The organism is Antrihabitans auranticaus, from assembly GCF_016481275.1.
Classification (GTDB): domain Bacteria; phylum Actinomycetota; class Actinomycetes; order Mycobacteriales; family Mycobacteriaceae; genus Antrihabitans.
Map to the genome: position 1 here is coordinate 17,521 of NZ_JAEMNW010000015.1, position 23,798 is coordinate 41,318.

19 protein-coding genes are annotated in these 23,798 nt (G+C 64.6%); 9 read left to right on the top strand and 10 right to left on the bottom strand.

Annotation, left to right across the window (positions count from 1 at the left end; all coding sequences use genetic code 11):
* Positions 1–2: 2 nt before the first annotated feature.
* From JGU72_RS29775 to JGU72_RS29790, 4 genes are read right to left on the bottom strand one after another with little or no spacing between them, the layout of a single operon-like run.
* Entirely contained in the window at positions 3–1,247 is a 1,245-nt protein-coding gene (locus JGU72_RS29775) for an alpha/beta hydrolase (protein WP_199687921.1), read from the bottom strand.
* Positions 1,244–1,489: a hypothetical protein gene (locus tag JGU72_RS29780; RefSeq protein ID WP_199687922.1), complete on the bottom strand. Its 246-nt coding sequence runs from the start codon at positions 1,487–1,489 to the stop codon at positions 1,244–1,246. The genes JGU72_RS29775 and JGU72_RS29780 overlap by 4 nt, the downstream gene beginning before the upstream one ends.
* Entirely contained in the window at positions 1,486–2,100 is a 615-nt protein-coding gene (locus tag JGU72_RS29785; RefSeq protein WP_199687923.1) for a VOC family protein, read from the bottom strand. Before JGU72_RS29785 ends, JGU72_RS29780 begins: the two co-directional genes overlap by 4 nt.
* Positions 2,101–2,110: 10 nt before the next feature.
* Positions 2,111–2,875, bottom strand: coding sequence for a maleate cis-trans isomerase family protein (locus JGU72_RS29790; protein WP_199687924.1), 765 nt, complete (start codon positions 2,873–2,875; stop codon positions 2,111–2,113).
* A 171-nt stretch (positions 2,876–3,046) separates the two neighbouring features.
* On the opposite strand from JGU72_RS29790, the gene JGU72_RS29795 reads away from it, so the two are divergent.
* The 5 genes from JGU72_RS29795 to JGU72_RS29815 all read left to right on the top strand — a co-directional run bounded on the left by JGU72_RS29795 (position 3,047) and on the right by JGU72_RS29815 (position 11,635).
* Positions 3,047–5,149, top strand: coding sequence for a hydantoinase/oxoprolinase family protein (locus JGU72_RS29795; RefSeq protein ID WP_199687925.1), 2,103 nt, complete (start codon positions 3,047–3,049; stop codon positions 5,147–5,149).
* Positions 5,150–5,262: 113 nt separating this feature from the next.
* Complete coding sequence (locus JGU72_RS29800) at positions 5,263–7,575, top strand: hydantoinase B/oxoprolinase family protein (protein ID WP_199687926.1); 2,313 nt, start codon at positions 5,263–5,265, stop codon at positions 7,573–7,575.
* Between the two features lie 13 nt (positions 7,576–7,588).
* Complete coding sequence (locus JGU72_RS29805; RefSeq protein ID WP_199687927.1) at positions 7,589–9,286, top strand: (2,3-dihydroxybenzoyl)adenylate synthase; 1,698 nt, start codon at positions 7,589–7,591, stop codon at positions 9,284–9,286.
* Positions 9,273–10,859 (top strand): FAD-dependent monooxygenase, encoded by a 1,587-nt coding sequence (locus tag JGU72_RS29810; protein WP_199687928.1) that lies wholly within the window; start codon positions 9,273–9,275, stop codon positions 10,857–10,859. Before JGU72_RS29805 ends, JGU72_RS29810 begins: the two co-directional genes overlap by 14 nt.
* A gap of 35 nt (positions 10,860–10,894) precedes the next feature.
* Positions 10,895–11,635, top strand: a complete 741-nt coding sequence (locus JGU72_RS29815) for a TetR/AcrR family transcriptional regulator (RefSeq protein ID WP_233533227.1) — start codon at positions 10,895–10,897, stop codon at positions 11,633–11,635.
* 22 nt (positions 11,636–11,657) lie between these two features.
* On the opposite strand, the gene JGU72_RS29820 is transcribed toward JGU72_RS29815, so the two are convergent.
* Positions 11,658–11,954, bottom strand: a complete 297-nt coding sequence (locus JGU72_RS29820) for a putative quinol monooxygenase (protein WP_199687929.1) — start codon at positions 11,952–11,954, stop codon at positions 11,658–11,660.
* 60 nt (positions 11,955–12,014) lie between these two features.
* On the opposite strand from JGU72_RS29820, the gene JGU72_RS29825 reads away from it, so the two are divergent.
* Positions 12,015–14,219: a DUF2254 domain-containing protein gene (locus tag JGU72_RS29825; protein ID WP_199687930.1), complete on the top strand. Its 2,205-nt coding sequence runs from the start codon at positions 12,015–12,017 to the stop codon at positions 14,217–14,219.
* A 6-nt stretch (positions 14,220–14,225) separates the two neighbouring features.
* Here the strand turns inward: JGU72_RS29825 and JGU72_RS29830 are convergent, their stop codons facing one another.
* A complete protein-coding gene (locus JGU72_RS29830) occupies positions 14,226–14,549 on the bottom strand; it encodes a DMT family transporter (protein WP_199687931.1) in 324 nt (107 codons plus the stop codon).
* Positions 14,550–14,716: 167 nt separating this feature from the next.
* Between JGU72_RS29830 and JGU72_RS29835 the strand changes: the two genes are divergently transcribed.
* Positions 14,717–15,268: a dihydrofolate reductase family protein gene (locus JGU72_RS29835; protein WP_199687932.1), complete on the top strand. Its 552-nt coding sequence runs from the start codon at positions 14,717–14,719 to the stop codon at positions 15,266–15,268.
* On the opposite strand, the gene JGU72_RS29840 is transcribed toward JGU72_RS29835, so the two are convergent.
* The 4 genes from JGU72_RS29840 to JGU72_RS29855 all read right to left on the bottom strand — a co-directional run bounded on the left by JGU72_RS29840 (position 15,247) and on the right by JGU72_RS29855 (position 20,857).
* Positions 15,247–15,702, bottom strand: coding sequence for a hypothetical protein (locus tag JGU72_RS29840; protein WP_307828668.1), 456 nt, complete (start codon positions 15,700–15,702; stop codon positions 15,247–15,249). The genes JGU72_RS29835 and JGU72_RS29840 overlap by 22 nt on opposite strands.
* A 5-nt stretch (positions 15,703–15,707) precedes the next feature.
* A complete protein-coding gene (locus JGU72_RS29845) occupies positions 15,708–17,654 on the bottom strand; it encodes a primary-amine oxidase (protein WP_199687934.1) in 1,947 nt (648 codons plus the stop codon).
* The gene (locus JGU72_RS29850; protein WP_199687935.1) at positions 17,651–19,105 is read right to left on the bottom strand and encodes an APC family permease; all 1,455 of its coding nucleotides are present in this window, start codon (positions 19,103–19,105) and stop codon (positions 17,651–17,653) included. The genes JGU72_RS29845 and JGU72_RS29850 overlap by 4 nt, the downstream gene beginning before the upstream one ends.
* Before the next feature lie 246 nt (positions 19,106–19,351).
* Positions 19,352–20,857, bottom strand: a complete 1,506-nt coding sequence (locus JGU72_RS29855) for an aldehyde dehydrogenase family protein (RefSeq protein WP_199687936.1) — start codon at positions 20,855–20,857, stop codon at positions 19,352–19,354.
* A gap of 369 nt (positions 20,858–21,226) precedes the next feature.
* On the opposite strand from JGU72_RS29855, the gene JGU72_RS29860 reads away from it, so the two are divergent.
* The gene (locus tag JGU72_RS29860; protein WP_307828669.1) at positions 21,227–22,684 is read left to right on the top strand and encodes an APC family permease; all 1,458 of its coding nucleotides are present in this window, start codon (positions 21,227–21,229) and stop codon (positions 22,682–22,684) included.
* The gene (locus JGU72_RS29865) at positions 22,681–23,430 is read left to right on the top strand and encodes an IclR family transcriptional regulator (RefSeq protein ID WP_307828670.1); all 750 of its coding nucleotides are present in this window, start codon (positions 22,681–22,683) and stop codon (positions 23,428–23,430) included. Before JGU72_RS29860 ends, JGU72_RS29865 begins: the two co-directional genes overlap by 4 nt.
* Positions 23,431–23,798 lie beyond the last annotated feature (368 nt).

A 23,798-nucleotide genomic window follows, 5' to 3' on the forward strand; every position in this document is an offset into this window, starting at 1 on the left:
CGTCAGCCGAAGCGCTCGGTGAGCCACTCTCCGATGTCGGCTGCTGCCAGGCTGGCACCGGTCGGTTCACCGCGAACGATCGGGCCGCCGAAGTGCGTTCCCGGCCGCCGCACACTCGACTTGTCGTCGGCGCCGAGCGCCGCGATCATTGCCTTCGCGTCGTCCGGGAAACATGCTTGGTCGCCGGATAATTCGATGAAGAGCGTCGGTGCAGTGACTGCAGGCGCGCAGCGCAGGAAGTCTGCGTTTGTCGACAATCCGGACCAGGTCGACAACCACGCGTCGGGCGTTGCGAAGCGCGCGAAACCGACGAGACCGTAGTTCGTCAGGTCGGGTCTGTGGCCGAACAGCGATCCGTACGGGCGGTCGTTCGGGCTCAGCGAAAGGTCGGTGAAGCGTAGGTCGGCGTCGGTCCGGTACACGGTCAGCACACGGGGCACCAGCGCGGCGCGGCGATCGCGCGCATCGTCGCTCGCCTTGTAGCGCCGCCGGGCAGCGCCGGCCTCGGCGACGCGCTCCCGCGCTATCGCATCGAGACGCGCGACTCGCTCACGCTGGGCCGCACGATATGCGCTGACGAATTCGGTTGCGTACGAGGAGCTTTCGGGCGGTTCGGCAAACCCGTTCGCTGCCGAAAATGGGTTCAGCGCGGGGTCCGCCGACAGCGGATCCGCCTCGTCGATCACCGACGGGTCGATCAACCGCATCAGCAAGGCGCCCTGCCCAGGATGCGGCGCCATGAAGATGGCGCCGTCCGGAAGTGGCATGTCCGCACCGGCGAGGTCGATCGGCCGCCCGGCCGGCGTTTTGGCGATTCGCTCTTGCGCGGGCAGACCCGCCTGCTCGTGATAGTAGGCAAACAGCGCGCCACCACCGGAATGGCCGAGTGTCACGATGTGCGCAAAACCGTGGTCGCGCAGGAACCGCTGTCCTGCAGCAGCATCCAGCAGTGCCTGCTCGTGCACGAGTGCGGTGTCGTTGTTGACCGACCGCGTGCCCTGGGTCCAGACGGCGAATCCACGGGCCAGCAACTCGGGAACCAGCACATGATGAGTCAGGTCCTGACGCGGGTGCATCAGGCTCACGACGGTCGTCGCGCTCGGAACAACGCGCAGGATGCCGGAAACCTTTGCCCCGTCGTGTGTTTCCAGCTCATGGACCGTGACGCCCGTCTCGGGCGGGATCTGTGCATTCTCGATGTACCGGCCGGCACCGAGACGTTCGGACGTCTGGGCGGTCTGGGTCATAGCGGCTCGATTCGCATTGCATCTTTGTCCCACTGCGTAATTCGCGAGGCACCCAGCCCTGCGACGCTGCTGTACCAGACCGCGTGCCGGCAGCCCGTTTCGCGCCGGTCGATGACGATCGGCAAATCGGAGGCGATGCGGAAGTACGGGCCGATCCGATCGACGGTGACCGCTGGATCGACACTGGCCACGTCCACGACAGGGACGTTCTCGGGAACGTCGAGGATGAACAGCGTCGTCATCGGTTACTCAACTCCCAGGCGGCCGCGCGCTCGACGATCAACTCGGCTTTGCGCGTCAGCAACGCCGCCATGCTCGGATCGGGACCGCTCACGACGTCGAGGAGCGCGTCGATCGTCAGATTTGCGTCGAGATCCTCCTGCGGCGTCACCGGACGCAGGGCGCGCGTTATTTCGATCATGTAGCCGTTGGGATCGTGGGTGTAGATGGATTCGATCGTCTCGTGCTGAACCTGCATCTCGACGGGCCACTTGCTGTCGTCGAGGCGGCGGCGGTACTCCAGCAGAGCCCGCTCGCTGTCGACATGAATGGCGAGGTGACGCGAACGGATGAACCAAATAGGCACGTGCTGTTCGAATTTCGCATAGACGTCACCCTGCGGTCCACCGTCGAACGGTTCGAGGCCGAAGTAGTAGAAGAAGGCGAGTCGATCGTCTTTCCCTATGTCGAAGAAGAAGTGAATGAAGTCGGGATGCTTGTCCGGACCCCATCCCGCTGCGCAGATCGAATGCACCACAGGGAAACCGAGCACATCGCGATAGAACGTGACTGTTCCCGCCGGGTCGAATGTCGGGAAGGCGGCGTGGTCGACGCCGCGGACCATGTGCTCCATGCTCTTACTCCTATGCGGGTACTGATACTGCGGATACGGAGTCGGCCCGAAGCAGGCTGCCCGCACCCGGGATGGCGACGGAAAGCCCGAGGCTGCGCAGAATGCTGTAGGCGCCGGCGGTCGCCGCGGACAGGACGGGAACGCCGAACTCCCCCTCGGCGTCGTCGACCAGGTCGAGCGACGGCATCTGCACGCACGCCGAAATGACAAGTGCATCGACATCTTCGAGGTCGAGCGATCGCGCTGCTTCGAGAACTCTGTCGCCTGGAATACAGCCGACTTCGGCGTTGTCCGCTACTTCGAGGGCACGCCAGTCTGCGACGACGAAACCCTCGGCCTCGAGATAGGCGACTACCTTCTCCGCCAGCGGACGCAGGTACGGGGTGACGAGGGCGATTCGCCGTGCGCCGAGCGCATGTAAACCTTCCACGAGCGCGCCCGCGCTGGATCGAACCAGCGCGTCCGAACCACCGGCGGCGAGTTGTTCTGCGACAGCACCCTCGACGCGTTGATGCTCACCAGGCCCGCCGACCATCAACGCCACCAGGCAGGCATAGAGAATCACTTCGGGACCCGCATCCGCGATCTCCATGACGCAGCGCTCACGTTGGGCATTCATCGCGGCGAGCTGTTCGGGCGACACCGTGTGCATCCGCATCCGCGTCGAGTGAAACGAAAAACGCGAATCATCATGGCGTGCGAGTAAAGCCGGCATTTCGGTCTCCACGGTGACGTTCGAGCTCGGCACCACCAGACCTATGCGATGAATCCCCATCGGCAAACCTTCCGTTGTTTACGTGTATGACAATTATTCGACGTTCACGAAAGCATGTCAAGAGCGCTACACAGGGGTGACCCTGTTCACAATTGGGACTTGACACATCGTCATTGACGTCAAATACTTTACGAAGACGTAAGACACCACAGATTGAGGAGTACATCCGCCATGGGGTATGTGATCGGTGTGGACGTCGGTGGCACGTTCACCGACGCTGTTCTGGACGACGACGCAGGCACGGTCTTCGCGGCAAAAGCGCCGTCGACGCCGCCCGACTATTCACAAGGGGTGCTCGACGTCCTCGATGCGCTCGCGGCGCAACTCGGGGTGCCGATCGAGGAAATGCTCGCCAAGACCCACCACATCGCCCATGGCACGACGTCGTCTCTGAACGCGCTCGTAACGGGCAACGTTCCGCCGGTCGGCTTCCTGACCACCAAGGGCCATCGCGACTCGATCTACATCATGAACGTCGAAGGTCGCTACCTCGGGCGCTCACCGGAACAACTACAGAACGTGATGGGGCAGAGCAAGTCCCATGGCCTGGTCCCGAAGAAGCACGCGCTCGAAGTGACCGAGCGCCTCGACAGGGACGGCAACGTCGTCGTCGCACTCGACGAGGTGTCGGCGCGCGCTGCGATCGAATCGCTGCTCGCCGATGGACTGCGCGCCATTGCTGTTTCCCTGCTGTGGTCGTTCCGGAATCCTGCGCACGAGCAACGTATTCGCGAACTGGTCCACGAAATCGACCCCTCCGTCTTCGTCTCACTCTCGAGCGAGGTCAGCCCGCGAATCCGCGAGTTCGCCCGCAACGCAACCACAATCATGAGTACGCAGATCGGCACCGGCCTGCGTGACTATCTCGGAAATCTCGAAGCGAAACTTCGCGAGCGCAAGCTCGCCGGTCCCCTTCTGGTGATGCAGAGCAACGGTGGCGCAGTCGCTGCCGCGGAAGCACCGCGAAATGCGATCAGCACGGTGGGCTCGGTTCTCACCGGTGGCGTAGTCGGCGCGGTCTCACTCGGCAAACAACTCGGGCACAGGAACATCATCGCCACCGACGTCGGCGGAACCACGTTCCTCGTCGGACTCGTCGTCGATGGTGAGCCGGTTCGAGCGAGCAGCACGATCATCAACCATCATCCGATCAACGTTCCGACGCTGAAAGTCCATGCCATCGGGTCAGGTGGCGGCGCGATCGCATGGCTCGACGCAGGCGGCAACCTGCAGGTCGGACCGCACAGCGCGCAAGCTGTTCCAGGCCCCGCGTGTTACGGGCAAGGTGGCACGGAACCGACCAACGCCGACGCCAACCTCGTGCTCGGAATCCTGCCCGAACGTGGACTGCTCGGCGGCCGCAAACCACTCGACAAGGAGCTCGCCCGCGAAGCAATTCGAGTCAAAATTGCCGAGCCGCTCGGACTTTCGATCGAAGATGCGGCCGCAGCCATCTACGCGGTGCAGAACGCCCAGACCGGTGACCTCCTGCGCAAGACCGTCGTCGAAGCCGGTCACGATCCGCGCGACTTCGTGCTCTACGCCTTCGGCGGAGCCGGCCCGGCGCACTGCGCCGCATACGCAGCCGAGGTCGGCGTTCGCGAGGTCATCGTCCCACTCGGTCAGGTTGCCTCCGCGTTCTCCGCATACGGGCTTGCGGCATCGAACATCGTTCTCGCCGCCGAGCTGTCGGACCCCGGACCGATGCCGATGGACCCGCTCCGGGCCGAGAAGAACTTCGACCGCCTCGAATCCCAGGTACGCGAGCAGCTCGACCGGCAGGGGCTCACGTACTCCAGTGTCGAGGTCGAGCGCGAAATCGACATGCGCTTCGCCATGCAACTCGCCGAAGTGGCGACCCCGATTCCGGGCGGCACTCTGGACTCCACGGCTATCGCGCACGCATCGGAACTGTTCGAACAGCGGTACGCCGAGTTGTACGGCGCCGGAAGCGGTTTCCGCGAGGCGGGTATTCAGGCCATCACCTTCCGCGTTCGCATGACCGGTGTGCTGCCCTTCTCCCCCGCACTGCCCGACCTCAAATCCGCCGACTCCCCGGACGCAACCCCAGCCCGGATCGGCAGTCGCAAAGTATGCCTGGACGGAACCCTCGGCTACGTCGACACCGACGTCTACGACTACAGCCTGCTGCGCGCCGGTCACGTGCTCGCCGGTCCGGCCATCGTCGAGGTGCCCACCACCACAGTCGTCGTACCGCACGCCACCACCGGCACCGTCGACCGCCTCGGCAACCTCAACATCGTCGCCCAGTAGGAGCAGATCATGACCCTATTTCCCGGTTCGCCCCTTCCTTCCGCTCCTCGCTCCGCTCCTCGCTCGTCCCTCGCTGCGGTACTCGCTGCGATGCTCAGGAAGGACCTCACCTCATGACCATGGCCATCCCCGGCTCGGAGATCTTCTCCAGCCGACCCATCGACCCCGACGAACTCACTCGTTCGCTGCCACCGTCCCTACCGGTGCACACAGTCACGCAGGAACAGATCGACAACATCGACCCGCTCACCTACGAGGTCGTCCGGCATCGGCTCTGGTCGGTCACCGAAGAAATGGGCGAAGCGCTCAAGCGCATGTCCGGATCGCCAATTGTGACCGACGCCAACGACTTCGACTTCGCAATCAGCGACGAGGTCGGCCAGGAAGTGCAGGTCGGGCTCTACAACACGATGCTCGTGGGCGCCGTCGATCTAGCCATCTACTGGACCCTTCAGCACCGTGCGACCAACCCCGGTATCGCCGAAGGCGACATGTTTCTGTGCAACGATCCGTGGGTCGGCGGCGGCCTGCACCAGAGCGACGTCATCGTGTACCAGCCGATTTTCCACGACGGCAAGCTGTTCGCATGGACGAGCGCGATCTGCCACGAGCCGGACCTCGGCGGCGTCGGCCTCGGCTCGTTCTCCCCCGCTGCCCAGGACGTGTTCTCCGAATCACTGCCCACACCACCGATCAAAGTCGTGCGCGACAACGTCTTACAGGCCGATGTCGCCGATGCGTGGGTCCGTCGTTCGCGTGTCCCGATGCTCGTCGGACTCGATCTGCGCGCGAAGATCGGCGCAAACACCGTCGGCCGCAACCGCATTCACGCGGTCATCGAGCAGTACGGGGCCGACACCGTCAAAGCAGTGATGAAACGCATGATGTCGGACGCGGAACAACGGTTGCGCACCAAGCTGACCGGGCTTCCCGACGGCACCTGGCGCGCGACCGGCTACCAGGACCAGTCCCATACCGGCGATCGTGGCCTGCACAAGATCACCGTGGCGATGACGAAGAGCGACGACCACCTGTCGTTCGACTTCACCGGAACCGACAAGCAGGTGGGCGTCATCAACTGCACCTACGCAGGTATGCGCGGCGGTGTCATGCTCGCCCTGCTTCCTATTCTCGCCGGCGATATCCCCTGGTCCGCAGGTGGATTGATGCGCTGTTTCGATCTGATTTCGGAAGAGGGCACGATCAACAACGCGACCTACCCCGCCGCCGTGAGCCGCGGCCCGATCGGACCCGCCTGGCTGACCGGCACCCTTATCGCGGAGTGCCTGTCGCAAATGCTCGACCGGTCTGTCGACCTAGGCAAGAGCGTGCAGGCAGCGTGCTGCGGAACCTGGGACACCGCTGTCATCGCGGGCCTCGACGAGCGGCCCGAACAGCCCGTACCGTTCCTCAACATCCTGATGGAACCGATGGCCGGCGGCTACGGCGCACGACCCGCCGCCGATGGCATGGATACAGGCGGCCTGTTCTGTATCCCGATGGGCCGCGTCCCCGATACCGAGATGACCGAGTTCCTCTATCCCGTTCTGACTCTCTGGCGGCGTGAGGAACCCGATTCCGGTGGACCCGGCCGGCACCGCGGCGGCGTCAGTGCATCCATCGCGATCACCCCGTACGGCACGAGCCTGCCGATGGGCCTGGTCCTGGCATCGGCCGGAAAGGCCGTGGCACAGAACAACGGTCTGTCCGGCGGCTATCCCGGCAATACGGGCGTCGACATCCTGGCCCGCAGCACCGGCGTGAACGAGCAGTTCGCCGCCGGGAAGATCCCCGGGAACCTCGACGATCTGGCGGGCGAGCGCGAGCTCGGGCCGTGCTACGCCGAAAGTTACATCGCCCCAGGCGAAGTCCTGTACATGCACTGGCAGGGCGGCGGCGGTTACGGTGATCCGCTGCGCCGTGATCCCGATGCAGTCGCGGTCGACGTCCGCGAAGGCAAGGTCACGGCGGGGGCCGCCGAATCGGTGTACGGCGTGGTTATCGGCGACGAGGCGGCCACAGCCCGATTGCGCGCGACAATGCGCGACGAACGCCGGGACCGCTCGACCGGCTACGCGAAAGACGCGCCGATCATGGACCTGACCGCTGCCCGGCGACTCGACGACAACCTCGCCGAAATCACAGTCGGCACCACCCACGTCATTGCCTGCGCGCACTGCGGTCGTCTGCTCGGCGACGAAAAGAACGACACGGAGCTGCAACTCGCCAGGTTCGAAGGGCCGTCGCACCTCGCCGGTCCACAGGTGACGTCCGATCCGAGCGAGTACGTCGACGATCCGGTCGTGTTCAGGCAGCTCTCCTGCCCTGGCTGCTGGACCGAGTTCTACTCCAGCATCGTTCCCGCCGATCACCCCGACCACGCCCTCGACCTCGCCCGGTTGCTCCCCGCGGCACCGGCGAGCTGACGGAAGGAATGCAGTGACAGTCTCCGACTGGGGTGGGCGCCTCGTGCGCTACCCAGAGGAACGCGCCAACGCTTACCGCGCCAGCGGAGCCTGGAGCAGCCAGACCACCGGAGGGCGGCTCCACGGCGTCGCCCTCCGGTTTCCAGACCGGCCCGCGGTAATCACCGCCGAGGCTGAAATCACCTACGCCGAACTCGACAGCCGCACCGACCAAATCGCAGCCGGGCTGGCCCAACTCGGGCTTCGCCCCAGGGACCCGGTCATTCTGCAACTGACGAATCGACTGGAGACTGTCCTCGCCTGGTACGGCACGATCAAAGCGGGACTGATTCCCGTCGCGACGCTCGCCGCACACAGACAGCACGAGATCGGCTACCTGAGTGCGAAACTCGGTGCCGTCGCACACATCGTCGAAGCCGGTCTCAACTTCGATCTCGTCCGCTTTGCGTTCGAGCACGCCGACGGTCATCCAACGCTGCGTCACATCATCGTCGTCGGCGATGCGGCGGCCGGCGCACGGCTCGACACGCTCGGCGCGGACGTATCCCCTACCGCCGCACGCGAGTTCGTCGAACGGGTGGAGCGCGATACCGACCCCGAAGATGTCGTTGCGTTTCAACTCTCGGGCGGCACGACGGGCGTCCCCAAGGTGATTCCCCGCATTCACGCGGAGTACTGGAACAACGCGGAGTTCTACGCGCGCTGTCTGGGATGGGACCAGAATACCCTTGTCGCACACTTGATTCCGATCGTCCACAACGCCGGCATCGAATGCGGTCTGCACGCCGCACACGCGGTCGGAGCATGCCTCGTACTCGCGACAGCGCAGGCCGAAGCCGCCTTCGAACTCATGGCGCGCGCTCGCGCATCCGCTGTACTCCTCGGGCACGGCCACTACCAGGCCACGCGACTCCCGGCGTTCGAGGCAGCACGACCACATCTGCGACAGGTCGTGCTTTCCGGTGCGAAGGTCGAGCCCGAACTGTTCGAACATGTGCAACGCGGTGCCACTTGGGCAGGTCAATTGTTCGGCATGTCCGAGGGGATGTTCCTCGCTACCCCATTGAATGCACCTGCTGCTGCACGCCTTTCGACAGTCGGCACGACGATATGTACGGACGACGAGATCCGCATACTCGAACCGGGCACGGAGTCCGGGGTTCCCGACGAAACGGTCGGCGAGTTGTGTTGCCGCGGCCCGTACACGATTCCCGGCTATTTCGATGCGCCGGAACACAATCGGTCCGCCTTCACCTCGGACGGCTTCTATCGGACGGGTGACCTCGCGAAGATGACCGTCATCGGCGGCGAGCGGTATGTGTCGATCGAAGGCCGGATCAAGGACGTGATCAATCGGGGTGGCGAGAAGATCAACGCCGAGGAGGTCGAGATGCTCCTTGCCCAGCATCCCGACGTAGCCGATGTTGCGGTCGTGGCAATGCCCGACGCCCGCCTCGGCGAAAAGACATGCGCCTATGTCGTTGCGGCAACGGGGAATCGACTCGATCTCGACGAGATCCGGCACCACCTCGCCGACCTGGGCGTCGCAAAGTTCAAGTGGCCCGAACGACTCGAATGGGTCGACGCCCTGCCGCGCAGCAACGTCGGAAAGGTCGACAAGAAGTTCCTACGCGCGGCAGTCGCCACGAAGCTCGAGGAAGAGCGGAATACCGCTTCTGCGAAGGGAAGTGAACACTATGCGACTCGCTGACGTTGCGGTCATCGGCGGCGGACCGGGCGGGCTGTACGCCGCGCGACTGCTCAAGTTGCGGCATCCCGATGCAGACGTCGTCGTCTACGAACAGGGGTTTCCCGACAAGACATTCGGGTTCGGCGTCGGTTTGGCATCCCGGACACAGCGCAACCTGCGCACGGCCGACGCCGCATCGCTCGACGCCATCGTCGACGTCGCCTATTCGCACGAAATGTCGATGCAGGTCGGCGACAGCGTGGCCCGGCTACCGCAGCGGAATCTGCTCGCCATCGCCCGTACGCGCTTGCTGGCCGTCCTCCAGGAACAGGCGGAGGCCGCGGGAGTCCGGCTCGAGTTCGGCGACCGTCGCGAAATCTCCAGTATTGCAGCGGATCTCATCGTCGCCGCCGACGGCGTCGGTAGCCCGACCCGCAACGAACTCGCCGACCAACTCGACGTCACAGTCGACACGGGATCCGGCCTGTACCTGTGGTGCGGAACCGAATTCGCCTTGCCGAGCGCGATCTTCGTCCCGATCACCACCGCGCACGGCACGTTCGTCGCGCATGGCTATCCGTATGAGCCGGACCGCAGCACGTTCCTGATCGAAACCGACGAAACAACCTGGCGCAACGCCGGCTTCGATCGCACAACGGAACAGACCGCGCACACCGACAGCGACGAGGTTGCGCTGCGCTACCTCGAGCAGGCGTTCGAGGGACCGCTGGCGGGACACGCGCTGGTCGGGAACAAGACCAGGTGGACCCGCTTCCGGACCGTGAAGTGCGGCTCGTGGCACCGCGGGAATGTCGTTCTCCTCGGGGACGCCGCACACACAGCGCACTACTCGATCGGCTCCGGAACGAAGCTCGCAATGGAAGACGCGATAGCTCTCGATGCGGCTATCGCCGAATCACCCGACCTCGCAACAGCACTCGTCGCATACGAGACGCAGCGGCGGCCCGCGGTTGCGCACCTGCAGGAGGTCGCGCATCGCAGTGAGCTCTGGTGGGAATCGTTCGCCGAGCGACTGGACCTTCCCGTCGAGCAACTTCTACTCGCCTACATGACACGTGCGGGAAAGGTCGACCTCGATCGCTACGCCAACTCTGCTCCGGCCGTAGCTCGCGCGGGGCTGGCCGCATATGCGGGCGTCGCCCCGGCTGCCGTGCCGGACGCCGGCATCACCTCATGGGTGCTCGGGCGCCCACTCGAGGTTTCACACGATCGATACCGGACGCGAACTGCAGAGGAAGCGCTCCGTACAGCGCCGAGTACAGCGTTGGTTTCAGTCGATTTCGACTCCGCCTGGAGCATCGATGCCGATGCATTGGTCGACAACCCACCCCGCGCAGAAACGTTGTGGTTGACGGGTTGCGCCGAGCGGTCGGCGGTTCTTACCCGCCTCGATGTCGCCGAGCGGCTGCGCCGGCGAACGGGCTCCGTGGTGGTCGTGGAGGCTCCCCGGCGCTACAGCGCCGACCTCGCCGCCGGGCTTGCAAGTGGCCGGACCGATCTTGTCGCCTTCACCGACGAGTTGGATTCGGCGGCCGCCACACCCGCCGAACTCACCGAAGAAGTCACGGTGTGAGCCGTCCCTTGCGGTCCGGCCGATATCCTTCGCACATGCCCGCTGAGCCGCAGCCCGAGCGCACGTCGAGCAGTACCCGACGCGATCTCGTCGAAAAGCAGATCATGCAACACGCGACTGCGCTGTTCGCCGAGAAAGGATTTGCAGGCACGAGCCTGCAAGACATAGCCGACGCGATGGGACTGACCCGTCCCGCGCTCTATCACTACGTCGCGAACAAGGACGAACTGCTCGCACGACTGGTCACCGAGATCACCGAACAACCCGCCCAGATCCTCGCGGGGATAAACAAGCGCACCGATCTCGGTCCCGTCGACAAACTTCATGCCATGGCGGAAGCTATTGCCCTGCATCACGCGGCGGCACCCGATCGGTTCAGGCTGCTCGTCCGCTCCGAAACCGAGCTACCCGACGATCTCTCGAGAACTCACGAGCAGAGCCGTCGACGCGTCCTGAAGGAGTTCATCTCGGTCGTAGGCGCGGGGATCGACGACGGCTCGTTCCGGCCGGTCGATCCGCGAGTCGCATCGCTCGCCATCATCGGCATGGTGAACTGGATGGCCTGGTGGTACCGGCCCGACACCGAGACCAGCGCCAAGTCCGTCGCCACCCAATTGGCCGACATGGCAATCCACTCCGTACTTCAAGAGGGTGATGCGGGCCAGTTTGCCGACGGTCCCGCTCGGGCGATCGGTTTGCTGCGGCAAAATCTCGACTACCTCGAACAGCAACTGGCCGAACCCCGTGCGCGGTCGGAGAGTCCAGGGACTCTCTGATCGCGCACGAGGGCGAAGCCCCTTACGCGATTCCTGCCCCGAGTGGGTGAATCGCGGGCGCAGCGGCCAGCAGGCTGCCGACTGTACCCATCGCCGCCTGAACGTGTGCGGACTGCGCATGCTGCGCAAGGTCTTCCTGGCTACGCCAGACCTCGCGAGCAACGAAAGTGCCCGGAGCTGCCAGCGATTCGGACAGGTCGTAGGAGACACAACCTTCTTCGGCGCGGGTGGCATTGACCAACTCGATCAGCGCTGCGCGGACCTCGTCGACCGAGTCCGGCTTCGCTTCGATGATCGCGACAACGTTCAGATTGCTCATGCCTAGAGTCCACCACGCCGATGTGTCACCGGTCCAGGACCGCCAGGGTTAATCTCAGGTATGAACCGCTGGTTCCACGAGGTGATCGTCGATACCGGTCGCCTGCCGCTCTTCTTTCTCCTGGTCGCGTTTCTCCTGGCTTTCCTGTTCATTCGATTCAGCGTGCGCATGATCCGCGCCGAGGTCTCGTGGTGGCCGGGGAATGTCACACCCGGCGGAATGCACATTCACCACGTCATGTTCGGGCTCGTGATGATGCTCATCTCCGGCTTCGGCATGGTCGTGCTCGCCAACTACGAAACACCGGTGGCGAACTGTGTTTTCGCGGCAATCTTCGGTGTCGGCAGTGCGCTGGTGCTCGACGAGTTCGCGCTGGTGCTGCACCTGCGCGACGTCTATTGGGCAGAAGAAGGTCGCTCCTCGATCGACGCGGTGTTCGTTGCGATCGCGATCTTGACGTTGTTCATGCTCGGTGTCCGGCCCATCGGTTTGGCGGGCGACTTCGACGACGTCGACGTGGTCAGTCTCATCGTCGTTCTGATCTTCATGGCATTCGACGTCGCGCTCGCAGCAATCACGCTGCTGAAGGGCAAAGTGTGGACCGGCCTGCTCGGCATCTTCATCGTGCCGCTGCTGCTCGTCGGCGCGATTCGGCTCAGCCGACCCAATGCACCGTGGGCGCGGTGGCGATACGGCGACAAACCCGAGAAGTTCGCCCGCGCGGTCGAGCGCGAAACCCGCTTCCGCGAACCGGCCGTCCGCGCGAAAATCGCACTCCAAGAGGCCGTCTCGGGCCGCTTCGGCGTACCCGCGGACCTGCCCGAGCGACTCGCCGAACACGAGCCCATTCCGCCGGTCGAACGCGAGAAGGTGCCAGGGGCATTCCTGACGGCGCTGCGCTGGCGGACCGTCCGTCGCCGCCTGCGTCCCACCCCGTCATGGCGACTGCCGCTTGTGATGTCCCTGATTTCGTTCGTTGTCGCAATCTTCTTCGTCTCGCTCGATTCCGAACTCGCATCGGGCGCATTCGAGAACGCCAAGGTCACCGCCACCATCGATCGCGGCGCGACGGCGACCCTCCTATCGGTCATCGCCGGCGCGATGGTGACGCTGACCGGTCTGGTCTTCACCGCTCTGACGCTCGCAATGCAGGTCGGCGCATCCCAGATATCGGTGAAGGTTGTACCGATCCTGCAGGAGGACCGGCTGATTCGGTGGTCGATCGGAATGTTCCTGTCGACGTTCGCATTTGCCCTGATCGTCGCGCTCGACCTCGCGCTCGACGACACTGGTTCGGCTCCCGCACTCTCCACCCTGCTTGCGTTCCTGCTCGCCTTCATCAGCATCGTCCTGCTCATCGCCCTGGTCGCACGGGTCGGTTCGGTGCTCAATTCGGGTCAGTTGCTCCGCCGGATCGCGGCACGCGGACGCGTCGCCATTCTCCGCAGCTATCCCAAGGCCGATGCGGCGAGCAATCTCGACGGTCCACCGTTGCAGAGCCTTGCGGGCACCGACAGCGACGTGACGACCGTGATTCGCCTGGACCAGCCCGCGCCGAGCGGCCGGATCCTCCTCGCGGTCAATCTGGCCCGGATCCAGCGCATTGCCTACCAGTGGGAGGTAGCGGTCGAGCTGAAGCCGAGCATCGGTGAATTCGTCGCCCAAGGCTCGCCGCTCTTCGAGGTTCGCGGTCCGGCAGACCGCATAAAGCCGCACAAGCTCACGTCGTGCCTGCTGTTCGGTGACACGAGCAGTCCGTCGACCAGCCCGACCGCGGCGATTCAAACGATCGTCGATATCGCCCTGAAAGCGCTCTCTACGTCGGTCACAGATCCGGGTCGCGCCATCCAGGCGATCGACCACCTCGAAGACATGCTGGTTCTCCTCGCGCCACGCTTGCGTGCCGAACCTGCGGATTCACATCTGACCCGCATTCGCGGCTACAGGCGGACCTGGGCGGACTACCTCGCGATCGCCACCGACGAACTCCGGCATCTGAGCACACAGTCAGCGCAGGTTCAGCGCAGGCTCCGCGCACTCTTCACGACGCTCCTGGATACCTGTGAACCTGACCAGCATCCGCCAATTCTGAGCCGCATTGCTGCGCTCGACGCGAAGATCGAACGGGAATGGATCGACCCGTTGGACGTGCGTCTCGCCCGCGTCGCCGATCCGCAGGGCATGGGTTCGGAGTTCGGCGCAACCGAGCGGACGCGTCCGCTCATCGTCGGCGTTCCCGCGACAGGTACCAGCGCACCCGAATGACGGGGCTCAGTGCGCACCCGCGAAGTTCAGGACGACGACACCGGCGACCACCAACCCGACGCCGGCAACCTTGGCGGCCGACATCGGTTCGTTGAGGAACAGGACTCCGATGACGACGATCAGAGTCGTACCGAGCGCCGACCACAGCGCGTACCCGACCCCGACCTGCATCCCACGCGAGATGGATTGCGCCAACAGCGCGAACGCGACCGCGTAGCCGGTGAGGCATCCGATCGTCGGCCACAGCCTACTGAAGCCCTCGGTGCTCTTGAGCAGGCTGGTGGCGATCACCTCGGCGATGATTGCGCCCACTAGAAACAGGTAGGCCATCGGACCACAACCTTCCGGTGTCTGCGGTCGGTGCGGCTCGACCGAGCGCCCGAAGCCGCGAGTCTAATCGCGGCCGGTAATCGGTTGGCTCCGCACGCAGGGCCGGATAGGGTGCTGGCGGACAACTTTCGGGTGAGGGACCTTCGGGGTTTGGGAAAGGATTGGTCATGGGAACGATTGCGGTACACGAATTCATCAGTCTCGACGGGGTGTTCGAGGATCCGAGCTGGACTTTCGAATACGGGTTCGATCCCGCGATGGGCGAGACGCTCGGTGGCATCACGGGTGGTGCACAGGCAATCCTGCTGGGACGCAAGACGTTCGAGATGTTTGCCCCCGCGTGGTCGACCCGAACGGTCGAGGACGACCCCGGTGCTCCGTTCTTCAACGACACAGCCAAGTACGTCGTCGGTTCGCAGGAGCCGAGCGTCGAATGGTCGAATTCGACCCGCCTCGGGTCGTACGACGCGGAGGCGATCAAGAAGCTGAAGGACGAGACGGACGGCACCATCTACATCTCCGGCTCGGGCACGCTCGTCCGCGCGCTACTCACGGACGGTCTCGTCGACGACCTGCACCTGTTCGTCTACCCGGTCGCACTCGGCAAGGGCGAGCGACTCTTCGCCGAGGGGTCCGACGCGACCAAGCTGGCGTTGAAGGAGCACGAAACCTACGCCAACGGTGTGGTGCACCTGGCCTACGGTCCGGCGGCGAACTGACGCAGCTGCGGGACTGCGGCGCGATGGGTCGCATGGAACACGACGGCTACGGCGAGGAGTAATTCGACCACCGCTGTCAGCGTTGCCGCCCCCATCACCGTCGACATCGCTTCATGGTGACCGGCGGAGGTGGGTGCACCGTGGTGGGCGTGGTGCCCGCTTCCACTTCCCATGGTTGCCGAGTGGAGGACGAGCATCCCGGCCGACATCATGGCCACGATCGCCCAGTCTCGTACCGACCCGCGTCGCCACAGGTGCCGCGCACAGTAGAGACAACCGACGACCATGGCGCCCAGCAAAGTCGCGGACACCGCCGTGGCGGGTGGGTGCTCGACCATAGCCCACGTGTGCAGACCCGCTGACCCGGCCGCAAGGCCCGCTGCCGCGCGCCGCATCGGGACACCGATGCGACGCGCGACCACTGGCGAGAGCACGACCGTCACCCTTCGCAGCAGTGGGTGGCGGTACTCGACGGCACGTCGAGGGCAGGGTTGCGATCGAAGAAGCCGACCGGCTTCAACTTGAAACCCGCGTAATCGACGGGCATCACCGGCCAGTCCTCGGGCCGTGGAAAATGCGTCAGCCCGAAGGTGTGCCACAGGACCAGGTCTTCGCCGTCGATGCTCCGATCACCCACGATGAAGCTCGGCAGCCCCGCTTCGCCCGGGTGCTGATTGACGAAATCTCCTGCGGGATAACGCTGCGACTCGTCGTACTGCGTAACCCAGAGGTGCTTGGTGGCAAACGCCGCTCGGGCCGCGATCGAACTCGACGGGTCGGCGAGCAGGACCGGCTGGCCTTCCGGATGCAGCGCGTAGCCGACGTTCTGGCCGAGCCTGTTCTGCTTGGTCGGGTTGGTGATGTGCCATACCCGAGCCTTGCTGTTGTCGGCCAGGCGCAGGCCTTCCGACTCGGTCGCAAGCTTCGTCTTCCTACAGCGGAATGCGTTGCCCCACGGGTTTTCCGGCCCCATCGGCACCGGGACCGCATCCACTTCTTCGACGACGTTCACGTTGCCGTCCACAGCCATGTCGAGCCGTGCGGAGAACAGATGCTGGTGGAACGGCGCGCCGAGGCCGGGAGCCATTTCCGTCGAAAAGCCTTCTGCGCCTCGGTAAGCGGAGGTGAACACGATGCCCGTTGCCTTTGCCTCCAATTCGACGGTGCCGTCGAGGTACAGGTACCAGTAGAAACCGTAGTCGTAGTTGCCGATGGTCAGGAAGAACGAGATGACCAAACGTCGCGAGCGACGCGTCTCGGTCATGCCGTTGAACATATCGGTGTGCTTCCAGAGCACGCCGTAGTCCTCCTCGTGGAGGCAGATCGCATTCTTCATCAGCTTCGGGTCGCCGTTTTCATCGGCGATCGTGACGTCGAAGTACTTGATCTCGCCGAGGCAGTCGCACCCGAGCTCGAGCGAATTCGTGTAGCGACCGAACAGGTACTCCCCCTGGTCGAAGTAGTTCTGCCAGTATCGAACCGGCGAGGGGTCGGCGTACGGCACCACCATCTCGGAGATCGACGCGCGGTAGACCACAGGTCGCTCTACGCCACCGTCGGCGAAGGACAACTGGTGCAGGGTGAGTCCCTCACGGATGTCGAAGCCGAAGCGGAAGGACCAATCGGCCCAGGTGATCTTGTTCCCGTCGACGGCGAAGCTCGCGCCGTCCGGCTGCGTGATCTCGATCGGCTTGAGATCGGTCCGTGCAGGCGACGCGTGAGGCGCGGCGTTCCATTCGCCGCGTTCTGCCGGCACCGCAAGGTCGATCTCGTCGACCACCTTGACGACGCGTCGAGCCGTCAGGTCGACATAGGCCACGACTCCGTCGATCGGATGCGCCCACGGCAGGTCGGCTCCGTCCTCCTGGTGGAAGGCAAGCACCCGAACGATTCGCCGGCCGACCTCGTCCTCGTGTCCGAACGAGCCCGCCGACAACGGAACCGCACGCACCTTGCCCGGTTCGATCTTTCGCTTGGCCATTGCAGCGAGCCACTCTGCACTATCGAGCAGGAACGACTCGATGTCTTCGAATTCCTCGTCGAGGATCGGTACCTGTCCGTCGGCCGCGGCGTCGATGACAGTTGCCCGGGTTACCGCTCCCGCCGTGATCGAGACCACCAGGTCGGTTCCCATTCCGGTTGTGCGGTCCAGCAACAGCAGACGCGCACATCGTTCGACCGGATCGCCGGGCGTAAAGGCGAGCACCGTTGCCTTGTGGGGCTCGTCGAGCGCGACATAGACGAATCGCACGCCATCGCCGAGCAATCCTTCGTCCTCGACGATCCGCTTGACCGCACGGATCTCGTCGGCGGACAACGGTGTCAACGGGTGATCCGGTGCTGCGGGCACGGTGCGGCCGGGGGTCTCGATGGTTGCTGTACTCATGATGCGATCTCCTTGTCGATCGAATTCTGTTGGTGCGCAGCGTGTGGTCGGAGTAACGCGACGGCGGCGCCGCCGATGAAGGTTCCCGCGAGCAGCACGCCGATGATGGCGGCGAGCGTGCCGGAGCCGCCGACGAGCATGGGCAGCTTGTCGATCGTCATCACGAGAAGCACTGCAAGACCGGTCAGTCCGAGGCCGGGAGCGACGACCGTGTGCCAGAGCCGGTTGTCCACGCGCGAGCGCCGGAAGTAGACGAGGATCGCTGCCGACGTCAGCGTCATCAGTGCGACGATGCCGACCGAGGACACACCGGCGAACCAGGCGAACACTTCGGTGACCGGGTCGAGGCCCGCGAGTGCCGATACGGCGACCAGGACGAGCGCCGATGCGGTCTGGACCACCGAGGCGACATAGGGCGACGCGTGCTTGACGTGCGCGCGGCCGCACACCGCGGGCAGGGCCGACGTCGCGCCGAGGGCGAAGATGTATCGCGACAGGACGTTGTGGAAGGACAGCACGGCCGCGAAAAGGCTTGTGATCAAGAAGATCTGGACCAGATCGCCCGCAGCCGAGCCGACATACCGGACAGCGGTGTCGGTGATCATTCCCTCGGGATTCTCCGAAGCGAGCGTGACGGCGCCCTCGTCGCCCCAGGCACTCACCATCGCCCAACTGGTCAGTGCATAGAACCCGCCGATGAGCACCAGTGCCAAGTAGGTGGCGCGGGGAATCGTCCGCGCGGGGTCCCGCGCCTCGTCCCTGAATACCGCCGTCGCTTCGAACCCGATGTATCCGGCAATGGCGAAGATCAACGCAATCCCAGGCGCGCCTTCGAAGAAGTTCCCGGGATGCAATGCTGCCCGCGACATTCCGTCGGCACCGCCGCGTCCGACGATCGCTGCGTCGATGACGAGGACGATCCCGACCTCACAGACCAGCAAGACGCCGAGCACCTTGCCCGACAGGTCGATGTGCCGATACCCGAGCAACGCGACGACGGCCATCGTCGCGAATGCCCAGCCGTACCAGGGGATATGCGGTCCCCCGTGGGAGGTGACGAGGTCGTCGGTCGCCGCTCCGATGTAGCCGTACACGGCTACCTGGACCGCCGTGTAGGACAGCAGGGCCAGGAAGGCTGCACCCAGGCCCGCATGCCGACCCAGACCGTGCGTTATGTACGTGTAGAAGGCGCCTGCTCCGGGGACATGGCGGGCCATCGCCGTGAAGCCGACCGCGAAAAGTAGCAGCACGGCGGTACAGACCACATACGACGCGGGATAGGCGGCACCGTTACCCGCGGCGATGCCGAGCGGGACGGTGCCCGCCACGACTGTGAGTGGGGCTGCGGCCGCAACCACCATGAATACGATCGCGCTCGGCCCGAGGGTGCCGACCAAGCGGTCGCCGGCGCCACGGGCTTGCGTGCTCTGCGCAACTGCGTTGATTGTCATGACATTGTCCGACTCTCGTCTAGAGATTGTTTATCGAATCGATCGGGAGTGCTCACCGAAATAATGCAGGGGGTGCGCGCCGTTAGAATTTCGGCGTCGTAAAGATTGGCGAATCCCGAATGAGAATTGCTTCGTAGCGAATTCTCATTCGGCCGCCGAAGTAGCGGGCCCGGCCGCGGCGGCGTTTTGCGGCACCGCGACCGGGAGGCATGTATCCGGGTGGATCGGACTACAGGGTGGATCGGACTACAGAGCGATGTTCACCGATTTCGTCTGCGTGTATTCGGCAATCGCACCCGCACCGAGTTCACGACCCCACCCGGACTGCTTGTAGCCACCGAAGGGCAACGCGGTGTCGAACGCGTTGTGACAGTTGATCCACACAGTGCCCGCCTTGATCTGACTTGCCACCTCGTGCGCGCGTGAGACGTCACGGGTCCAGACGCTGGCAGCGAGACCGTAGGGAGTGTCGTTGGCCGCCGCTTCGATGCCCTCCGCGCGGTTGAACGGCACTGCAACGGCGACCGGTCCGAAGATCTCTTCCTGATAGACGCTGAAGTCGCGACGCACGTCGACGAGCAGTGTCGGTTCGACGTAGAAGCCGTGGTCACCGTGCCTGCCGCCGCCGGCAAGCGCCCGAGCACCGGCGGCAAGACCAGCGTCGATGTAGCCGGTCACCTTCGTCAGCTGGTCCTGCGAGATCAGCGGTCCGATGTCGTTGGTCGGGTCCATGCCCGGTCCGATCTTCTGAGCGCGCGCGAAATCGGCTACGCCGGCTGTGAATTCGTCGAAGATGCTGTCTTCGACCAGCAGTCTGGTTCCCGCGGTACAGGCCTGGCCGTGGTTGAACAGGAAGCCGCTGGCAGCGCCCGGGATGGCTGTGGCGAGGTCGGCGTCGGCAAAGATCACCTGGGGGCTCTTGCCGCCCAACTCCAGCGACACCTTCTTCAGGTTGCCCGATGCGGCATTGACGATCTTCTTGCCGACCTCGGTGGATCCGGTGAACGCGACTTTGTCGACGTCGGGGTGTGACGACAGCGCGGCACCGACGTCGCCGTAGCCGGTGACAACGTTGAACACACCGTCGGGCACGCCGACCTCGGCGATGACTTCGGCGAGCAGGAGCGCTGTCAGTGGTGTCTGTTCGGCGGGCTTGAGAATCAGAGTGTTTCCGCAGGCCAGCGCCGGTGCAACCTTGAATGCGGCCATCACGAGCGGGAAGTTCCACGGGATGATCTGCGCGCACACGCCGACCGGCTCGCGCACGGTGAAGGCGTGAAACCGGCCACCCGGTGCCCACGGGACCGAAACCGGAATCGTGGTGCCCTCGATCTTGGTGGCCCAGCCGGCGTAGTAGAAGAAGATCTCCGCCGCCCACGTCACGTCGACCGCCTGCGCGACCGCCACGGACTTGCCGTTGTCGATCGTCTCGAGCTGCGCGAATTGTTCTGCGCGAGAAAGGATGCCCTCGCCGATCTGCCACAGCATGCGTTGGCGCTGCGCCGGCGTCAGCGCACGCCACGGACCGGACTCGAAAGCCCGCCGCGCCGCCGCGACCGCCCGGTCGACGTCGGCGACGCCGCTGTGCGGAACGGTCGTGATCGCTTCACCGGTCGCGGGGTCCAGCGTCTCGAAGGTGGCGCCGGACAGCGCATCGATCCATTGCCCGTCGACGTACATCTGCTTGGGTCTGGATACGAACTCGACGACGCGGGAATCCAGGCCGGCGGGCGAGCTGATGACAGCAGTCATGACGTCCTCACATGTGAATAGGGAAATATTAATTCAGCGGCTATACCCTGTTTCGAGTATTTCCGCCGTCGGCGCTTCGACCTGTTGCAAAGGTAACTCCGCAATGTGTCCCGAGTCACGCGTTATTTCGAATGAGAATTTCTCCGGCGAGCCATTCTCATTCCCCTCGCGCGGCAATTCTCATTCCACATTCGGCGACGCCGCAGGTTGCAGCACTCACGCCTGGCCGGATGTGTTCACCGCCTACTCCCGCTCTGCCCGGATTCTCATTCGGCAGCGCGCGGAATTAATGACGGAACTATGTGCGGACCGCGCCGGATGGGCTACGTTCCAAACAACTACCTTCCGGGCGAAGAGAGAGTGGTAGGCGTGGCCGGCAGTCAGACGATCCGAAGCAGCTCACCGGTGTCCGGTCTCGACCGGGCGCAGTTGAGCTTTGCGCAGGTGCTCGGTCAGTCGGTATCGGCTGTGGCGCCGTCGGCTGTCATGGTCACCCTGCCCGCAATCGTTCTGCCGGCCGCGGGCGGACTCGTGCTACCGCTGTTCGCCGTCGCCGCACTGCTGATGACGGGAGTCGGCTATTGCGTCGGGCAGTTCGCAACGCGCATGGTGGCGGTGAGCGGCGTCTACAGCTACACGGTGAAGGGCCTTGGGCCGTTGCCCGGTTTCGGCGCTGGTTGGTCCCTGCTGATCGGCTACGCCGCGGCAGCGATGGCGAGTGTCCTGGGCGCAGCGAGCTACCTTTCCGCGTTGGCCGGCAGGGTCGGCCTGCCGCACGGAACCGCGACGGTCGCGGTGCTAGCCCTCGCCGTGTGCGCGATCGCGCTGCTGCTGATGGTTCGCGGGATCGGGTTGTCGGCACGAACGTCGTTGGCAATCGAGGTGTTTGCGATCGCCGTTGCGGGCGCGGTTCTCGTCGTCGCCTTCGCACGGTCCTTCGGCGATGGCCATGATCCCCCGAATACCGTTACCGACCAACCGCATTCAGCCATCGGCTTCGCGCTACTGCTGGCGATCACGTCGTTCGTAGGTTTCGAGAGCGCGGGAACAGTCGCGCGGGAGGCCCGCAATCCATTTGTCGCGATTCCGCGCGCTGTCAGGTGGACCCCGATCGCGCTGGGCGTCCTGTACCTGTTCGCCGCGGGGCTACAGCAGTCCGATCGCGTACGGGACGGCCTTGATTCCGTTCCGATCGTGTTGTCTCTCAGCGACGGCGCGGGCGGTGGCTCCACGGCGTTGTCGGTGGTCATGGAACTCGGGGTCACCGCATCCTGGTTCGCGTGCGTCATCGGTTCGGCAACAGCGTTGTCCCGCACGCTCTTCGCGATGGGTCGCGAGGGCGTCGTCCCAGCGGCGTTCGGGCACACCCACTCCCGGTACAAGACGCCGCATGTCGCGTTGCTGACCACGATGCCGATCGTGGCCGCGGTTCCGATCGTCTACCTGCTCGGTGCCGGCTCGAGTCGGGACGTCCTCGTCGGCCTGCTCGCAGTCTCGGCCCATGGCTACGTTGTTGCCTACGTACTGCTGTGCGTGGCGACGCCCACCTTCCTCTACCGGATCGGCGAGCCCGGTAGGGTCCCCCTGCTCGTCGGAGCGACGACAGCAGTGGCAATGGTCGGGCTCATCGGCTGGGCGGCGTTGTCGGGCGAACTCGCTGCCGGCGCCTCGACCGTCGTCTACGTCGCGCTGCTCTTTGCCGGTGGCGTTGTCTGCGCGCTCCGCGTGCGCAGGGATCGGACCGTCCTGGATCGAATAGGTGTGTACGACGAAACCATCGCAGACGACCTACTGGTGGATCACCGGCCCTGGGAGGTGCGCCGGTGAGCCCCGATTCCGTGTTGTCCGGTCGGCAGCCGCAAGCAGTGCAGAGTGCTCTGCGCGTGCTCGAAGAGGTTGCGCGTGCCGGGACCGGCGTGACGGCGAAGGACATCGCAGTCAACCTGTCGATGCCCTCGGCGACGACCTACCGCCTGCTGAATCTCCTTGTCGGCGAAGGTTACGTGGTCCGCCTACCGGACCTCACGGGGTTTGCGCTCGGCCAGAAGATCGGTCTTCTCGTCGACGCCGCTGTTGCACCGACGGTCTGTACGGCAGCACGCGATGTACTCGCCGAACTCCGGCTCTCGGTGCGACTCGGCGTGCACCTGTTCTACTTCACCAACACGGCGGTCCGCAGTGCCGATCTCGACCCCGAGTTTCCGCCACCGGTCGACGATTCCGTTCTGAACCGCCACCTCCACGCGTGCGCGGTCGGCAAGATTCTGCTCGCCGAGAAGCGGGACATCGCCACTCTGATCGGTCCGCGTCCGGCCGCCGTCACCGCGCGAACGATTACCGCCGTCCCGGATCTGGCGCGTGAACTTGCAGGCGTGCGCGAGCAGAGCGTCGCCGTTCAGATCGGGCAGATTCGCGAGGGTTCCGGGTGCATTGCCGTACCGATCCGGTCCGGGAAGGGCACGCTGGTCGCGGCGCTTGCGATGTCGGGTCGCGCCGACCAAGAACAGGTACTGCGACGGCAACTCGCGCTGCTGAGCGAATTCGCCGGCCGTTTGAGCCCGTTGCTGGCGTGAGTGAAATTCCTGCGGAGAGTCACCTCTTTCGGCGACTTTCGGCCCTTGCGAATCTGCCGCGTGGCGAATCGGCCGCGTGGGAATGTAGCGCGGACGACGCGGGCATTACCGCCCGCTGTGACGCTCGGACCCGTTGCAAACATGCGCCGCAATGTTGCCGACAAAGATCATCAAGAAAATTTTCGACGCGGCAAACCAGTCTGCAGTCCGCTGATCTGCAGTCGATCCGCGCCGCACCGTGCGGACTCGAAACGTCGACTGTGGCGCTCGCATCAACGCGAGCAGGCTGCGCCACGAACCCCACGTGCGCACGCCCCGCAGACTGAAACTATTGCAGCTCAATGTAATTCCTCGTGGTCCAGGCAACT

What these genes read in the sequence shown, in the direction of transcription:
- JGU72_RS29775 (WP_199687921.1), bottom strand. Translation starts at nt 1,247, where the DNA reads ATGACCCAGACCGCCCAGACGTCCGAACGTCTCGGTGCCGGCCGGTAC.
- JGU72_RS29780 (WP_199687922.1), bottom strand. Translation starts at nt 1,489, where the DNA reads ATGACGACGCTGTTCATCCTCGACGTTCCCGAGAACGTCCCTGTCGTG.
- JGU72_RS29785 (WP_199687923.1), bottom strand. Translation starts at nt 2,100, where the DNA reads ATGGAGCACATGGTCCGCGGCGTCGACCACGCCGCCTTCCCGACATTC.
- JGU72_RS29790 (WP_199687924.1), bottom strand. Translation starts at nt 2,875, where the DNA reads ATGGGGATTCATCGCATAGGTCTGGTGGTGCCGAGCTCGAACGTCACC.
- JGU72_RS29795 (WP_199687925.1), top strand. Translation starts at nt 3,047, where the DNA reads ATGGGGTATGTGATCGGTGTGGACGTCGGTGGCACGTTCACCGACGCT.
- JGU72_RS29800 (WP_199687926.1), top strand. Translation starts at nt 5,263, where the DNA reads ATGACCATGGCCATCCCCGGCTCGGAGATCTTCTCCAGCCGACCCATC.
- JGU72_RS29810 (WP_199687928.1), top strand. Translation starts at nt 9,273, where the DNA reads ATGCGACTCGCTGACGTTGCGGTCATCGGCGGCGGACCGGGCGGGCTG.
- JGU72_RS29815 (WP_233533227.1), top strand. Translation starts at nt 10,895, where the DNA reads ATGCCCGCTGAGCCGCAGCCCGAGCGCACGTCGAGCAGTACCCGACGC.
- JGU72_RS29820 (WP_199687929.1), bottom strand. Translation starts at nt 11,954, where the DNA reads ATGAGCAATCTGAACGTTGTCGCGATCATCGAAGCGAAGCCGGACTCG.
- JGU72_RS29825 (WP_199687930.1), top strand. Translation starts at nt 12,015, where the DNA reads ATGAACCGCTGGTTCCACGAGGTGATCGTCGATACCGGTCGCCTGCCG.
- JGU72_RS29830 (WP_199687931.1), bottom strand. Translation starts at nt 14,549, where the DNA reads ATGGCCTACCTGTTTCTAGTGGGCGCAATCATCGCCGAGGTGATCGCC.
- JGU72_RS29835 (WP_199687932.1), top strand. Translation starts at nt 14,717, where the DNA reads ATGGGAACGATTGCGGTACACGAATTCATCAGTCTCGACGGGGTGTTC.
- JGU72_RS29845 (WP_199687934.1), bottom strand. Translation starts at nt 17,654, where the DNA reads ATGAGTACAGCAACCATCGAGACCCCCGGCCGCACCGTGCCCGCAGCA.
- JGU72_RS29850 (WP_199687935.1), bottom strand. Translation starts at nt 19,105, where the DNA reads ATGACAATCAACGCAGTTGCGCAGAGCACGCAAGCCCGTGGCGCCGGC.
- JGU72_RS29855 (WP_199687936.1), bottom strand. Translation starts at nt 20,857, where the DNA reads ATGACTGCTGTCATCAGCTCGCCCGCCGGCCTGGATTCCCGCGTCGTC.